Source organism: Streptomyces sp. NPDC006339 (assembly GCF_040612775.1).
GTDB lineage: Bacteria > Actinomycetota > Actinomycetes > Streptomycetales > Streptomycetaceae > Streptomyces.
This window is the reverse complement of the sequence record NZ_JBEXQW010000053.1, coordinates 22,179-36,986: the sequence shown is the minus strand read 5'-3', so window position 1 is coordinate 36,986 and position 14,808 is coordinate 22,179. Positions and strand designations below refer to the sequence as shown.

At 71.8% G+C, this 14,808-nt stretch carries 14 protein-coding genes and 2 tRNA genes; 10 read left to right on the top strand and 6 right to left on the bottom strand.

Annotated elements, in window-relative coordinates; genetic code table 11:
• Window positions 1-75 precede the first annotated feature (75 nt).
• Window positions 76-1,461 carry an amino acid permease gene (locus tag ABZ135_RS32055; protein ID WP_356700740.1) on the bottom strand — a complete coding sequence of 462 codons (1,386 nt, stop codon included), beginning with the start codon at window positions 1,459-1,461 and terminating at the stop codon, window positions 76-78.
• A 261-nt stretch (window positions 1,462-1,722) separates the two neighbouring features.
• Between ABZ135_RS32055 and ABZ135_RS32050 the strand changes: the two genes are divergently transcribed.
• Complete coding sequence (locus tag ABZ135_RS32050) at window positions 1,723-2,340, top strand: biotin transporter BioY (RefSeq protein ID WP_356700738.1); 618 nt, start codon at window positions 1,723-1,725, stop codon at window positions 2,338-2,340.
• 24 nt (window positions 2,341-2,364) lie between these two features.
• Here the strand turns inward: ABZ135_RS32050 and ABZ135_RS32045 are convergent, their stop codons facing one another.
• On the bottom strand, window positions 2,365-3,678 hold the full coding sequence (locus ABZ135_RS32045; protein WP_356700736.1) for an FAD-binding oxidoreductase: 1,314 nt from the start codon (window positions 3,676-3,678) through the stop codon (window positions 2,365-2,367).
• Window positions 3,679-3,772: 94 nt separating this feature from the next.
• Window positions 3,773-5,233 (bottom strand): amino acid permease, encoded by a 1,461-nt coding sequence (locus tag ABZ135_RS32040; protein ID WP_356700734.1) that lies wholly within the window; start codon window positions 5,231-5,233, stop codon window positions 3,773-3,775.
• A gap of 206 nt (window positions 5,234-5,439) precedes the next feature.
• Between ABZ135_RS32040 and ABZ135_RS32035 the strand changes: the two genes are divergently transcribed.
• Together ABZ135_RS32035 and ABZ135_RS32030 are read left to right on the top strand one after the other, a co-directional pair.
• Window positions 5,440-5,931: a ribose-5-phosphate isomerase gene (locus tag ABZ135_RS32035; protein ID WP_356700732.1), complete on the top strand. Its 492-nt coding sequence runs from the start codon at window positions 5,440-5,442 to the stop codon at window positions 5,929-5,931.
• A gap of 9 nt (window positions 5,932-5,940) precedes the next feature.
• The gene (locus ABZ135_RS32030; protein WP_356700730.1) at window positions 5,941-6,750 is read left to right on the top strand and encodes a DNA-formamidopyrimidine glycosylase family protein; all 810 of its coding nucleotides are present in this window, start codon (window positions 5,941-5,943) and stop codon (window positions 6,748-6,750) included.
• A gap of 18 nt (window positions 6,751-6,768) precedes the next feature.
• Here the strand turns inward: ABZ135_RS32030 and ABZ135_RS32025 are convergent, their stop codons facing one another.
• Window positions 6,769-7,998, bottom strand: coding sequence for a GNAT family N-acetyltransferase (locus ABZ135_RS32025; RefSeq protein ID WP_356700729.1), 1,230 nt, complete (start codon window positions 7,996-7,998; stop codon window positions 6,769-6,771).
• 109 nt (window positions 7,999-8,107) lie between these two features.
• Here ABZ135_RS32025 and ABZ135_RS32020 point away from each other — a divergent pair, with 109 nt between their 5' ends.
• From ABZ135_RS32020 to ABZ135_RS32010, 3 genes are all read left to right on the top strand, one after another.
• The gene (locus ABZ135_RS32020) at window positions 8,108-9,253 is read left to right on the top strand and encodes a PP2C family protein-serine/threonine phosphatase (protein WP_356700727.1); all 1,146 of its coding nucleotides are present in this window, start codon (window positions 8,108-8,110) and stop codon (window positions 9,251-9,253) included.
• Window positions 9,254-9,257: 4 nt separating this feature from the next.
• Window positions 9,258-9,719: an HD domain-containing protein gene (locus ABZ135_RS32015; RefSeq protein WP_356700725.1), complete on the top strand. Its 462-nt coding sequence runs from the start codon at window positions 9,258-9,260 to the stop codon at window positions 9,717-9,719.
• Window positions 9,720-9,878: 159 nt separating this feature from the next.
• Window positions 9,879-10,073, top strand: coding sequence for a hypothetical protein (locus ABZ135_RS32010; RefSeq protein WP_345488297.1), 195 nt, complete (start codon window positions 9,879-9,881; stop codon window positions 10,071-10,073).
• Window positions 10,074-10,133: 60 nt separating this feature from the next.
• Here ABZ135_RS32010 and ABZ135_RS32005 read toward each other — a convergent pair whose 3' ends face one another.
• Window positions 10,134-11,153: a hypothetical protein gene (locus ABZ135_RS32005; protein WP_356700723.1), complete on the bottom strand. Its 1,020-nt coding sequence runs from the start codon at window positions 11,151-11,153 to the stop codon at window positions 10,134-10,136.
• A 210-nt stretch (window positions 11,154-11,363) separates the two neighbouring features.
• Window positions 11,364-11,434, bottom strand: a tRNA-Gly gene (locus ABZ135_RS32000).
• 132 nt (window positions 11,435-11,566) lie between these two features.
• Here ABZ135_RS32000 and ABZ135_RS31995 point away from each other — a divergent pair.
• The 4 genes from ABZ135_RS31995 (at window position 11,567) to ABZ135_RS31980 (ending at window position 14,807) form a co-directional block, all read left to right on the top strand.
• Window positions 11,567-11,643, top strand: a tRNA-Pro gene (locus ABZ135_RS31995).
• Window positions 11,644-11,793: 150 nt separating this feature from the next.
• Window positions 11,794-13,182 carry a trigger factor gene (gene tig / locus ABZ135_RS31990; RefSeq protein ID WP_356700721.1) on the top strand — a complete coding sequence of 463 codons (1,389 nt, stop codon included), beginning with the start codon at window positions 11,794-11,796 and terminating at the stop codon, window positions 13,180-13,182.
• Window positions 13,183-13,463: 281 nt separating this feature from the next.
• A complete protein-coding gene (locus tag ABZ135_RS31985; RefSeq protein WP_356700719.1) occupies window positions 13,464-14,081 on the top strand; it encodes an ATP-dependent Clp protease proteolytic subunit in 618 nt (205 codons plus the stop codon).
• A gap of 63 nt (window positions 14,082-14,144) precedes the next feature.
• Window positions 14,145-14,807, top strand: coding sequence for an ATP-dependent Clp protease proteolytic subunit (locus ABZ135_RS31980; RefSeq protein WP_345488304.1), 663 nt, complete (start codon window positions 14,145-14,147; stop codon window positions 14,805-14,807).
• Window position 14,808 lies beyond the last annotated feature (1 nt).

Here is a 14,808-nt window from a genome sequence, read left to right as displayed (position 1 = left end):
ACGGATGTCCGCTATACGGGCACGACCTTCACACAAGGTGAAGATTCCGTAGCGCTTCGTCGAGGAATCCGTGGCTCAGTCGCCGCGGCCCGCGCGGGCGCCGCGCAGCTCCCGCACCCACGCCACCGCGAGCACCGCCGCCGTCGCCCCGGCCGACCACAGCACCTGGGGCCGCGCCCCGTCGTCGAGCAGCATCAGCACGAGCACCGCCGCCATCGCGGCCAGCGCCGTCCAGGTCAGCCACGGGAAGCCCCACATCCGCAGGTTCAGGGTCTGCGGCGCCTCGCGCTCGATCCGGCGCCGCAGCCGCAACTGCGACACCGCGATCAGCGCCCACACGAACAGCAGCACCGCGCCGACCGCGTTGAGCATGTAGAGGAAGACGGAATCCGGCCACTTCAGATTGAGCAGGACGGAGAGGAAGCCGAAGGCCACCGAGGCGAGCACCGCCCGGCGCGGCACCCCGCCGCCCGAGACCCTCAGCAGGCCCTTCGGCGCCTCGCCGCGCTCGGCCAGCGAGAACACCATCCGCGAGGAGCCGTACAGATTGGCGTTGAGCGCCGACAGCAGCGCCACGAACACCACCACGTTCATGATCTGCCCGGCCGCCGGCACCCCGATCGCGTCAAGGACGGCCACGTACGGCGACTCGCCCGGCCGCATCGCGGTCCACGGCAGCAGGGTCACGATCACCAGCATCGAGCCCACGTAGAAGAAGAGGATCCGCCACACCGCGCTGCGCACCGCCCGCGCCACGTTGCGGGCCGGGTCGTCCGACTCGGCCGCCGCGATCGTCACGACCTCCAGACCGCCGAACGCGAAGACCACGGCGAGGACGCCGGAGACGACGCCCTCCCAGCCGTGCGGCAGGAAGCCGCCCTGCCCGGTCAGATTCGCCAGGCCCACCGGGTCAGTCTCGGGCAGCCATCCCCCGATCGCCAGCACGCCGAGCACCAGGAACAGCACGATCGCGCCGACCTTGAGGGCGGCGAACCAGAACTCGAACTCGCCGAAGTTCCTCACCGCCGCCAGATTGGCGGCCGTGAACACCAGCATGAACACCAGCACCCAGCCCCACTGCGGGATCCCCGGCACCCAGCCGTGCGCGATCCGCGCCGCGCCCGTCGCCTCCACGGCGAGCACCACGACCAGCAGGAACCAGTACAGCCAGCCCACCGAGAAACCGGCCCAGCGGCCGAGCGCCCGCTCCGCGTGCACCGAGAAGGCGCCGGAGGCCGGCATCGCCGCCGACATCTCGCCCAGCATCCGCATGACCAGCATCGCGAGCGCGCCCGCGAGCAGATACGAGACGACGATGCCGGGACCGGCGACGGCGATCCCCGCGCCGGAGCCGACGAAGAGACCGGCGCCGATCACCCCGCCGAGCCCGAGCATCGTCAGGTGACGCTGTTTCAGCCCGTGCGAGAGCGGCTCGGGTTCGGGGGCGAGGGAGTCGGGCATGGAGGAATCGCTCTCGGACGGTTTATGGAGACCCCACAGTCTCTCCGGTGACAGGCCGATGGCGCAAAAGGGACCTGCGGGCAGGACTGCCCAGTGACAAGCGTCACGCTGCATCCGGTGGGGAAACTGCGCTTTGTTTGATCTCCACGAAGGGCTCGGCCCGTGCTTTGTGGGCGGCTGACCGTGATCGGCCGTTCACTCCTGGCATACGGTCGAGCCTGACCGTCCCGTCCCTGTCCCCGTCACCCTCACGGAGTACCGATGAGCACCGCCGCCGCCCCCGTCTCCTCCCTCCGGTCCGGCGGGGTACCCCCTACCGAAGGTAAGGGGACCCTCGCCGACCTGATCCCCGCCGGCCGCGTCCGCGACATCGCGCTGGTCGCCGGCGGCGCCGCGCTGACCGGCCTGGCCGCGCAGCTCTCCGTCCCGGTCCCGGGCTCCCCGGTCCCGGTCTCGGGCCAGACCTTCGCCGCCCTGCTCGTCGGCACCGCGCTCGGCGCCCGCCGCGGCTTCCTGGCGCTCGGCCTGTACGCCGTGGCCGGCGTGGCGGGCGTGCCGTGGTTCGCCCAGGCCACCTCCGGCTGGGCCATGCCGTCCTTCGGCTACATCCTCGGCATGCTGCTCGCCGCCACCGTCGTGGGCGCCCTCGCCCGCCGCGGCGCCGACCGCTCCGTGCGGCGCATGGCCGGCACCATGGTGCTCGGCTCCGCGATCATCTACGCGGTCGGCGTCCCGTACCTGGCCCTGGCCACCGGCATGTCGCTCGGCCAGGCCGTCGCCGCGGGCCTCACCCCGTTCCTCATCGGCGACGCCCTCAAGGCGGCCCTCGCCATGGGCGCCCTGCCGGCCGCCTGGAAGCTCATCGGCCGCAAGGGCTGAGCGCCCGGCCCCGTCCCCGGGGCCTCAGCGCGTCCCGAACCCCCCGAAGAGGTTCGCCGGGTCGAGTTCCCCCTTGACCGCGGCGAGCCTCTTCGCCGTCCCGGCGTCGTACAGCCCCTCCGTCCGCCCGCCGTCGCCGAAGGCGAAGGCCGCGGCCCGGCCGATCGCGTGCGGCGCCAGGGCCTGCGCCACGCGCGCGTGCAGCGCGCCGACCGGCGCCACGCCCTCCTCGTCGAGCGGGTAGAGCGCGCGGACCAGCCAGCCCGCCTCGCGGTACGCGGCCGGGTTCGGCACCGGCGCCCCGGCCGCCAGGGCCCCGCCCAGATGGTTGAGCTGCACCACCGCCATCCGCCCGGCCCCCGGCCCGGTGAGCCGCAGCACCCGGGCGAGCGCGTCCTCGTCGAGGGCGTCGAGGAGGATCCCGTCGCCCCAGTAGGCGTGCGGGAAGTCCGGGTCGGCGTGGATGGTGTGGCTCTCGGTGTACGGCAGTTCCCGCAGCGAGTCGGCGAGGGCGGGCCCGATCGCCCGCAGCGGCGCCACCAGCCGCTCGCCCTCGGCCGCGTCCCCGGTGAAGGCGACCCGCACCGACAGGACGTGCCGGCCGCGCAGGTGCGGCGGCAGCGCGGGCGCGTCGGGGTAGACCAGGGCGGCGAGCGAGGAGGTCAGCGTCTCCGGCAGCTCCCGCGCCCACGCCGCGTAGCCGCGCAGCACCTCGGCCGGGTCCACCACGGCCCCGTCGAAGGAGACCGAGCCGCCGTAGAGCCGGGCGACCGGCAGCAGGCCGATCTCCACGGAGGTGACCACCCCCAGGCCGTGGCCGCCGCCGAGCACCGCCCCGAAGAGCTCGTCGCCCGGTGCGAGCCGGCGCGCGGTGCCGTCCGCCGTCACCAGGTCGAGCGCGCGGACCCGGTCGGCGGCCCAGCCGTACGTACGGCCGAGGATGCCCAGGCCGCCGCCGAGCAGGTAGCCGACCACGCCGACGCCCGGCGAGGAGCCGTTCAGCGGGGCGAGGCCGTGCGGCGCGGCGGCCTCGATCACCTGGCCCCAGCGGGCCCCGGCGCCGACCCGCGCGGTGCGGGCCGCCGGGTCGACGAGGACCTCGTCCATCCGCCGGGTGCCGAGGAGCAGCCCGCCCTCGACCGGGCCGCGGCGGCCGTGCCCGGTGGACTCGACGGTGACCGTGAGGCCGTGCTCGGCGGCGTACCGGACGGCGGCGCGGACCTCCTCGGGCCCGGTGGGCTCCACGACCCGGTCGGGCCGCACGGGGAAGGCGGTCTGGAATCCGGTGATCTGCCCGGCGGTGGCGGTGGCGGTGGCGGTGGTCGGCGCTTCGGACATGGAAAGGCTCTCCGTTCCCGAGGTGGTCGGTGTACGGAGAGCCTTTCGCGGATACCTGACAGCCTCCGTCAGGTATGGACAGCGGTCGTGCGGATCAGATCCGCTCGCTCTCGCCGCGCTTGCGCAGCCGCTCCTTGACGAGGCCGATCGCGAGCACGAGCGCGGCCACCAGCAGCGAGAGCACGACCTGCTCGCGGTTGCTGCCGCCGGCGTAGACCATGTAGCCGAGGACGAAGACGATCATCGCGGCGGTCGCCCAGGTCAGGTACGGGAAGAGCCACATCTTCACGACCAGCTTCTCGGGCGCCTCGCGCTGGATGATCCCGCGCATCCGCAACTGGGTCAGGCAGATGACCAGCCAGACGAAGAGGGCGACGGCGCCGGAGGAGTTCAGCAGGAAGGCGAAGACGTCGTCCGGCCGCCAGTAGTTGAAGAAGACCGCCACGAAGCCGAAGACCACGGAGGCGAGGATCGCCGTCACGGGGACGCCGCGGGGGTTGGCGCGGGCGAAGGACTTCGGCGCGTCGCCGCGCTGGCCGAGGGAGAAGGCCATGCGGGAGGCGGTGTAGAGGCCCGAGTTCAGGCAGGACAGCACGGCGGTCAGGACGATCACGTTCATGATCTGGCCGGCGGCCGGGATGCCGATGGAGTCGAGGGCGGCGACGTACGAGCCCTTCTCGGTGATCGACTTGTCGTTCCACGGCAGCAGGGTGAGGACGACGAAGATCGAGCCCAGGTAGAAGACGCCGATCCGCCAGATCACGCTGTTGGTCGCCTTGGTCACGGCGCGCTGCGGGTCCTCCGACTCGCCTGCCGCGAGGGTGACGATCTCGCTGCCCATGAAGGAGAAGACGACCATCAGCACACCGGTGAGGATCGCGCCCGCCCCCATCGGGAAGAAGCCCCCGGTGTCGGTGAGATGGGCGAAGCCCGCGCCCGGGTTGTCCGAGCCCGGCAGCACGCCGAAGACGCCGAGCAGGCCGATGACGACGAAGGCGGCGATGGCGACCACCTTGATGCCGGCGAACCAGAACTCGAACTCGCCGTACGAGGCGACGGAGCCGAGGTTGGTGGCGGTGAGGACCACCATCACGATGAGCGCCCAGGCCCACTGCGGGACGGCCGGGATCCAGCTCTCCAGGATCACGGCGCCGGCGGTCGCCTCGACCGCGAGCACGACGACCCAGAAGAACCAGTACAGCCAGCCGATGGTGAAGCCGGCCCAGCGGCCGAGCGCCCGGTCGGCGTAGGCGGAGAAGGAGCCGGAGGAGGGGCGGGCGGCGGCCATCTCGCCGAGCATCCGCATCACGAAGACGACCATGGCGCCGACGAGCGCGTAGGAGAGCAGGATGGCGGGGCCGGCCGCCGCGATTCCGGAGCCGGAGCCGACGAAGAGACCGGCGCCGATGACGCCGCCGATGGCGATCATCGACAGGTGGCGGTTCTTGAGGCCGGCCTTGAGGCCGTCGGAGCCGTGGGCGGCGGGGGAGTCCTGGGAGTGGCCGGGGTTTCCGGTGTTCCCGCCTTCCTTCGCCAGGGTCGGCTGCGTGTTCATGAACGCTTCCTTCGGGTGTGGGGGCTGCTCGGGTCGCGAGCCGGAGACATGTAACCCGGAGACCGGTCAGTACGGAAGAGATGATTCCGGATCGTGATTCAGGACATATGCCGGAGAAAAGGTCCGGACCAGCGGGACGAAAGCCCCGGACGAAGGTCCCGACCCCGCTGACCGCTACCCCGCCCCGGCCGTGCCACACTCGGACCATGCGCGTCTACCTCGGCTCCGACCATGCCGGCTACGAACTCAAGAACCACCTTGTCGAATGGCTGAAGGCCCACGGCCACGAGCCCGTCGACTGCGGTCCCCACATCTACGACGCCCAGGACGACTACCCGCCGTTCTGCCTGCGCGCCGCCGAGAAGACGGCCGCGGACCCGGACAGCCTCGGCATCGTGATCGGCGGCTCCGGCAACGGCGAGCAGATCGCCGCCAACAAGGTCAAGGGCGTCCGTGCCGCCCTCGCCTGGAGCGAGCAGACCGCCGCCCTCGGCCGCGAGCACAACAACGCCAACGTGATCTCCATCGGCGGACGCATGCACTCCCAGGAAGAGGCGACCAAGTTCGTCGAGATCTTCCTGAGCACCCCCTACTCGGGCGACGAGCGCCACACCCGCCGCATCGACATGCTGAGCGCGTACGAGACCACCGGCGAGCTCCCCCCGATCCCGGCCCACCACCCGCAGCACGAGGTCTGATCAGCACCCATGCCTGAGGGGCACACCATCCACCGGCTGGCCGCCGACTACCGGGAACGGTTCGGCGGCCGGCCGGTGCGCGTCACCAGCCCGCAGGGCAAGTTCGCCGACTCCGCCGCCCTCCTCGACGGCACCGTCCTCGCCCGCACCGAGGCCCACGGCAAACACCTCTTCCTTGGCTTCCCCGGCGACGAGTGGATCCACATCCACCTCGGCCTCTTCGGCAAGGTCGGCTTCGGCGACGCGCCCGCGCCCCCGCCCACCGAAACGGTCCGCCTCCGGCTCGCCGATACCCACTCGTACGTCGACCTGCGCGGGCCCACCACCTGCGCGCTCATCACCGACGGCGAGAAGCGGGCGATACACGACCGGCTCGGCCCCGACCCGCTCCGCGACGGCGACCGCCCCGACAAGGCGTGGCAGCGGATCTCCCGCTCCCGCACCACCATCGCCGCCCTGCTCATGGACCAGAAGGTCATCGCCGGCGTCGGCAACGTCTACCGCGCCGAGGTCCTCTTCCGGCACGGCATCGACCCGTACCGCGCGGGCAAGGACCTGACCGAGCGGGAGTGGCGCGCGATCTGGGACGACCTCGTGGCCCTGATGCGCGAGGGCGTGCGGCTCAACCGCATCGACACCGTCCGCCCCGAGCACACCCCCGAGGCGATGGGCCGCCCGCCGCGCGTCGACGACCACGGCGGCGAGGTCTACGTCTACCGCCGGGCCCACCTGCCCTGCCACATCTGCGGCGGCGAGATCCGCACCGCCGACCTCGCCGCCCGCAACCTCTTCTGGTGCCCGGCCTGCCAGAGCGCCTAGCAGGCCCCTCCGGGGCCCCTAGAAGCCGTGCGGCAGCCACGGGGCGACCGGCGAGCCGAAGGCGACGGACGCCTCCACCAGCGCGCCCTCGCGCAGCTCCCGCACCCGCCCCGCCGCCGCGAGCGACAGCAGCGACACCCCGCCCAGATACGCCGAGCCCAACTCCCGTACGGACAGCGACAGGTCGGCCGGCTCGTCCGTACGGACGCAGACCGCGCCCTTCGCGTCACCCGTCAGCCGCCAACGCCCCTCGTTCCACGGGCAGAAGGCGTCCTCGACCTCGAACACCATGTCCACCGGGGCCTGGTACGTCCGGGCCTCCAGGGCCGCGCCGACCTCCACCAGACGCACGTGCAGCCCGTCCCGCAGCGTCATCGCGCACCGCCGGACGTCCGAGACCAGGTGCTGCCAGCCGTCGTCCACGGGACGGCTGCGGAAACGGACCTCCGAGGTCAGATCCACCGAGCACAGGAAGCGCCACAGCGCGGCCTCCGCCGCCGGGTCCAGACCCGCCAGCTCCTGCACCGCGACCACACCGCTCGCGCCCGTGTAGTCCCACTGCGGCTTGATCGCGTAGTGCGCGAAACCCACGACCTCCCCGTCCCGCTCGGCGAGCACACAGTGCCGCGGCGAAGCGCCGTCCCGGTCGCCCGGTGGGTCGATCAGCGGCAGCCGCTCCCAGCCGGGGCGGCGGGCCAGCATGCCGGGGCGGCGCGGCACGAGCCGCGCGTACACCGCCTCGCAGGCGCCGGCGGCCTCCGCCAGGCCCGCCCGCCGCAGCGTCACCCCGTCCGTCTCCGGCGGCACCGTCAGCCGCACCCGGGTGGTGTCGATCGACCCGTAGGCCGAGTACGCGGCGACGCCGTACCCGAACCGTCCGTAGATCTCCGGCTCCGACGCCGTCAGGACCGCCAGCGGCTCGCCCCACGCGCGGACGTCGTCCAACTGACGCCGCATCATCGAGGTGAGGATGCCGCGCCGCCGGTGCGTCCCGGCCACGCTCACCATCGTCACCCCCGCCGCCGGCACCGCCGCGCCGCCCGGCACGGTCAGGCGGAACGTGAACGCGCCCGCCGTACCGACGCACAGATCCCCGTCCCAGGCGCCGATCGACCGCTCGGGCTCGGTCAGCTCCCGCCAGAGCGCGCGCTCCTCCGCCGACTCCTCCACACCCCCGAACGCGAGCTCCAGAACCCCGTACCAGTCGTCCCACACGGCGGGGTCGAGCACCCGCAGTTCAGTCGTCATATGCCATCGATATCAGCGCCCCACGGACCGACGCGACCCGATTTCGAATGCAATGTCACCTGGGTACCCCCCTGCACGAGCCCGGACCGGGTGGATAGGGTCCAGGCCAATGGGACGTCGCGGTGGAGTGGACTCGTACGCGGCCCGGATGCGCAGGAGCGCCCACCGGGTCCGCGTCGCGCTGCGCAGATCCGGCGTCGACTACTTCCGCGGCGACGGCTCCGACTGGGTCGCCCTCGCCGGCCTCCTCCTCACCGTCCCCGCCATCGCCGTCGGCACCATCGTCGACCCCGTCTGGTGCGCGCCCGCCGCCCTCGTCCTGCCGATCGTCGCCGGCGGGCTGCTGCTGCGCCCCGCCAGCCTCCTCGGCCTGTACGCGGCGGCCGCCGGCGCCCTGATCGTCGAGTCCGTCGTCCTCGGGCCCTACACCCAGGGACCCGCCCGGGTCACCCCCGGCACCGTCCTCGTCGTCGCCGCCTGCGGCTTCTTCGGACTGCTCATCGCCCAGTTCCGGGCCCGCGTCGGCGTGCCCTGGCGGCGCGGCGGCACCATGCTCTTCGACCTGCGCGAACGCATCCGGGTCCAGAGCGCCCTGCCCCGCCTCCCGGCCGGCTGGCACCGCGAGATGGCGCTCCGCCCGGCCGGCGGCCAGTCCTTCTCCGGCGACTTCGTCGTCGCCGCCCGCACCAACGGCGGCCGCACCCTGGAGGTCCTCCTCACCGACGTCTCCGGCAAGGGCATGGACGCGGGCTCGCGCGCCCTGCTGCTCTCCGGCGCCTTCGGCGGACTCCTCGGCTCGCTGCCCCCGCACGGCTTCCTGCCGGCCGCCAACGCCTATCTGCTGCGGCAGGACTGGGACGAGGGCTTCGCCACCTCCATCCACCTCGTCCTCGACCTGGAGTCCGGCGACTACGAACTCCTCTCCGCCGGCCACCTGCCCGCCCTGCAGCTCCACGCGGGCAGCGGACGCTGGGAGGAGAAGGCCGCCGAAGGGCCCCTCCTCGGCGTGTACGACGGCGCCGAGTTCCACCCGGTCAAGGGCTCCCTGCTGCCCGGCGACGTCCTCATGCTCTTCACCGACGGCCTGGTCGAGAGCGCCGAGCGAGACATCGCCGAGGGCATCGACCGGCTCACCGGCGAGGCCGACCGCTATGTCGCCGCCGGTTTCGAGGGCGCCGCGTGGCACCTCATCGAAGCCTGCGCCAAGGACGTCAACGACGACCGCGCGCTGCTCCTCATCAGCCGCAAGGGATGACGCCATGACCGGTACGCCGCACCTCACCCTCGCCGAGGTCGAGGCCCTCGCCGTGGCCGCCCACGCCGGGCAGACCGACAAGGCCGGCCGGCCCTACGCCGAGCACCTGCGGGCCGTCGCGGAAGGGGTACGGGTCCGCGGCGGCAGCCCCGAGCAGATCGCGGCGGCCTGGCTGCACGACGCCGTCGAGGACGACGCCCTGTCCGAGGAGTGGCTCGCGGCGGCGGCCCTGCCGGCTCAGGTCAAGGACATGGTGCTCGCGCTGACCAAGCGCCCCGGCGAGGAGCTGGAGGACTACACCCGCCGGATCCTCGCCGTCCCCGGCGCCCTCCTGGTCAAGGAGGCCGACCTGGCCCACAACGCCGACCCGGCCCGGCTCGCCGTCCTCGACCCGGCGACCCGGGACCGCCTCACCGCCAAGTACGCCCGGGTCCGCTCCCTGCTCGGCCTCGCCCCACGGACATGATCAGGACGGAATTCGTCACCTTGGCCTGAAATCGACGGCGACGATTCGTCACCCCACCGTGCGGGGCAGGAAGTTGGTGGCACGATAGATGCGGCGGGGGTGTTCTGTGACGTGCGCTCCCCGGCGGCAAGGCGGGACCGACCGAGGGTGTGATCAGTTGTGGCCATTTCACTGTCCGTGGTGCTGCTGTTGGCGATCATCCTGGTAGTGCTGATCCGCGGCGGAAACCTGAAGGCCGGCCCGGCCGTCGTCGCGGTGCTCTTCGGCTTCTTCCTTGCCTCCACGGGCATGGCCGACGACATCCAGCGCTTCCTCGACTCGATAACGCGCACCATCGGAGCGATCAAGTTCTGAACCGGCCAAGGGCCCCCGCCGCGAACGGCGGGGGCCCTCGGCCGGATTCCTCACCCGGACTCAGAACAGCCGGACGCCCGCGAAGCCCGAGCCCGACGCCAGCGCCACCGGCGCGCCCAGCGTGCCGTCCTCGTGCGCCGGGTGCAGCACCAGACCGCCCCGCGGGTCGGCCGTGACCAGATCGATCCGCTCGTCACCGGTCAGGTCCCCGGCCGCGACCAGCGCCGGCACCTCCGCCTCGCCCCAACCGGACCCGGCCACGGCCACCGGCTCCACCAGGACGTACGGAGCCTCCCAGCCGTAGTCGACACCGGCGAACTCCAGCGAGCCCCGGACCGCGTCCCGGGCCAGCACACCCGCCGGCAGCCACTCGGCCCTCCCGTCCGAGGCGACGATCGTCCGCCCCGCCCAGCCGCTCGCCGCCAGCACCGTCGGCTCGCCCGCCCGCAGCTCCGCCCCCTCGTAGAGGTCGAACACCAGCAGCCGGTCGCCCTCGACCGCCACCAGCCTCGGCAGCCCCGCGGCCGTCCGGTTCAGAGCGATCCCGGTCACCCCGGACCAGTCGTAGCCCGCGATCTCGGCCGGAGCCCCGAAGCCGCCCTTGCCGTCGCCCGGGTACACGAACAGCTTCGCGCCCCGCCGGGCCACGAGGTCGTTGCGCACGTCATTGGGCTCCTGCGGCCCGTACCGGTTGATCAGGTGTCCGGCCCGCGCCACCACCGCGCCCGACCAGTCCCGCGCGTCGGCGACCACGGGCGCCGCGAAGCCGCCCTCGACGCCGGCGGCCAGCGTCAGCCGCCCGTGCCCGTCCACCCCCAGCAGATCGGCCCGGCCGTCGCCGTCGTAGTCGCCGAACGGCTCCGGAAACGGCGACGTGACCCAGTACTCGGCGCTCCCCGCGTCCGAGAGGTTGCCCGCCCGGTCCACCGCCCGCGCCCAGAACGTCGCCGGACCGGACCGCTCGGGCGTGACGAAGGTCGTGGTGGCCGTCCCGTCGGCGCCGACCGGCACCCGCTCACCGGCCGGGCAGGACAGCGGCTCCGAGGCGTTCGGATACGGGGCGGCATCGAGGAAGCTCACCGCCGGGGCGGCCGGCCGCGTGTGATCCGTCGAGAACCGCGCCCCCGGTGGTAGGCCCGGTAGGCCCGCCGCAGGGCGTGCAGTCCACCCGCACAGGCTCACGTCGGTCGTCCCCCACCCAGGGTGCAGTTGATCACTGCGGGAGCGACGCTGACGACGACGGCCCGGGCCGGTCCATCGAAATGAACCGGCCCGGGCCGTGACCGTCAGAGCGGGCGACGGGAATCGAACCCGCGTAGCTAGTTTGGAAGACTAGGGCTCTACCATTGAGCTACGCCCGCGAAGCGGCGCCGAAGGCTGTGAGGGCCTCGGCACGGACGCCATCGTAGCGGGTCCCGGCGGGTGCCCGCACGCCCCTCGAAAAGAGGGGGCGTCGCACCGTCCCCGTCCATGTACCCTACGTGTCGCACCGACGGGGTGTGGCGCAGCTTGGTAGCGCGTCCGCTTTGGGAGCGGAAGGCCGTGGGTTCAAATCCCGCCACCCCGACCACCAGCCAAGATCACGTTGTGGGGCGCCAGCCGCTTGCGGTTACTATGCAAGCTGCGTGCCCGTGTGTCTCTCTGACCGGGCCGATCGGCAGGAACCGCCCCCTGGTGGTGCCGCCGGAAACCAGGAATCAGTCACCAAGGAGACCGAACCGTGAAGAGCGCCGTGGAGACCCTGAACCCGACTCGGGTTCGGCTCACTGTCGAGGTGCCCTTCGAGGAGCTCAAGGACAGCCTCGACGCGGCGTACAAGAAGATCAACCAGCAGGTCACGGTCAAGGGCTTCCGCAAGGGCAAGATCCCCGCGCGCGTCATCGACCAGCGGTTCGGCCGTGGTGCGGTGCTGGAGGAGGCCGTCAACGACGCCCTCCCGAAGCTCTACACCGAGGCGGTCAACGAGGCCGAGGTGAACCCGCTGGGTCAGCCCGAGGTCGACATCACGGAGCTGAAGGACGGCGAGCTGCTGGCCTTCACCGCCGAGGTCGACATCCGCCCGACCATCGAGATCCCGGACTACTCCGGCATCGAGGTCGAGGTGGACGCCATCGAGGTCACCGACGAGGACGTCGAGAAGTCCGTGCAGCAGTTGCGCGAGCGCTTCGCCTCCACCAACCCCGTCGAGCGCCCCGCGGCCGAGGGTGACGTCGTCACCATCGACCTCGAGGCCAAGGTCGACGGCGAGGTCCTGCCCGACGGTGTCGCCAGCGGTGTCTCGTACACCATCGGCTCCGGCGAGCTGCTCGACGGCATCGACGAGGCCGTCACCGGCCTGGAGGCCGGTGGCGAGGCCACCTTCACCTCGAAGCTGAAGGGCGGCTCCGCCGAGGGCAAGGACGCCGAGGTCACCGTCAAGGTCACCGCCGTCGCCGCCCGTGAGCTCCCCGAGCTGGACGACGAGTTCGCGCAGATGGCGTCGGAGTTCGACACCCTCGACGAGCTCAAGGCCGACAGCCGCAAGCGCCTCGAGAACATGAAGCAGTTCGACCAGGCCACCCAGGCCCAGGAGCGCGTCCTGGAGAAGTTCCTGGAGCTGGCGGAGATCCCCGTTCCCGAGAAGCTCCTCGAGGACGAGGTCAACACCCGCAAGCACAACCTGGAGCACCACCAGCTCGGTCAGATGGGCCTGACCCTCGAGAAGTACCTGGAGTTCCAGGGCAAGACGGTCGAGGAGTTCGAGGCCGAGACCAAGGAGCAGGCGGTCAAGGGCATCAAGACCCAGTTCCTGCTCGACGAGCTGGTCTCGCAGGAGAAGCTGAACGTGGACCAGGAGGAGCTCACCGAGCACCTCATGCGCCGCGCCGCCTCCTCCGGCATGTCCCCCGACCAGTTCGCCCAGGCCGTCGTCCAGGGCGGCCAGGTGCCGATGCTGGTCGGCGAGGTCGCCCGCGGCAAGGCCCTCGCGGTCGTCGTCGAGGCCGCCAAGGTCGTCGACACCAACGGCAACGTGGTGGACCTGTCCGACGAGGACGAGGAGCAGGCCGCCGAGGCGGCCAAGGCCGCCTCCGGCGAGGCCGAGGGCTCCGAGGGCTCCGAGGAGAAGTAAGCCCCACCAGGCTTCACAGGCTCACCGGGAGGCCCGCGCCTCGCGCTGAAGCCCGCGCCACGGGCCCGGACGCACACCTGTGCGTCCGGGCCCGTGGACGTAGCGGGACCCCTTCGTGACCGGATCATGCGCGCCCAACTACCTTGCGCTCCCAGCGAACAGTTCGGTAACCGGGATGGCGCCCGCCTACCAGCGCGTTAGGGTCCATGAATACGGGGGCACTGCCCTCAGAACGAGACGCTGAGACGGCACGTGGCCGTCGGAGACGAGCAGGTGGATACGTGACGAATCTGAAGCCTTACGCCGCGGGTGAGCCGTCCATCGGTGGTGGCCTCGGCGACCATGTCTACAACCGGCTGCTCGGCGAGCGCATCATCTTCCTCGGCCAGCAGGTCGACGACGAGATCGCCAACAAGATCACCGCACAGATGCTCCTTCTCGCCGCCGACCCGGAGAAGGACATCTACCTGTACATCAACAGCCCCGGTGGCTCGGTGACGGCCGGCATGGCCATCTACGACACCATGCAGTACATCCCCAACGACGTCGTGACCATCGGTATGGGCATGGCGGCCTCGATGGGCCAGTTCCTGCTCACCGGCGGCACCGCCGGCAAGCGCTTCGCGCTGCCGAACACCGACATCCTGATGCACCAGGGCTCCGCCGGCATCGGCGGCACCGCCTCGGACATCAAGATCCAGGCCGAGTACCTTCTCCGTACGAAGAAGCGCATGGCCGAGATCACCGCGCGCCACTCCGGCCAGACCGTCGAGGCGATCATCCGCGACGGCGACCGCGACCGCTGGTTCACCGCGGAGGAGGCCAAGGACTACGGCCTCATCGACTCCATCATCACGCACGCCGCGGGCGTTCCCGGCGGCGGCGGCACGGGCGCCTGAGCCCGGCAGCCCGCCGAAGAGCCCCAGCCCCCGCCGAACGCCACCAGGACGGTGAACACCCAGATGCAGAACAACCTCTCCCCGAGCGGCCTCTACACCGGCGCGCCGATGGACAACCGCTACGTCGTTCCGCGCTTCGTCGAGCGCACCTCGCAGGGCATCCGCGAGTACGACCCGTACGCGAAGCTCTTCGAGGAGCGCGTGATCTTCCTCGGCGTGCAGATCGACGACGCCTCCGCCAACGACGTCATGGCGCAGCTTCTGTGCCTGGAGTCGATGGACCCGGACCGCGACATCTCGATCTACATCAACAGCCCCGGTGGTTCGTTCACCGCGCTGACGGCCATCTACGACACGATGCAGTTCGTGAAGCCGGACATCCAGACGGTCTGCATGGGCCAGGCGGCCTCCGCCGCGGCCGTGCTGCTCGCCGCCGGCACCCCCGGCAAGCGGATGGCCCTGCCGAACGCCCGCGTGCTGATCCACCAGCCCTCCGGCGGCACCGGCCGTGAGCAGCTCTCCGACCTGGAGATCGCGGCCAACGAGATCCTGCGCATGCGCAGCCAGCTCGAGGAGATGCTGGCCAAGCACTCCTCGACGCCGATCGAGAAGATCCGCGACGACATCGAGCGCGACAAGATCCTGACGGCCGAGGACGCCCTGGCGTACGGCCTGATCGACCAGATCGTCTCGACCCGCAAGAGCACGGCCGCCGCGGCAGCCTGAC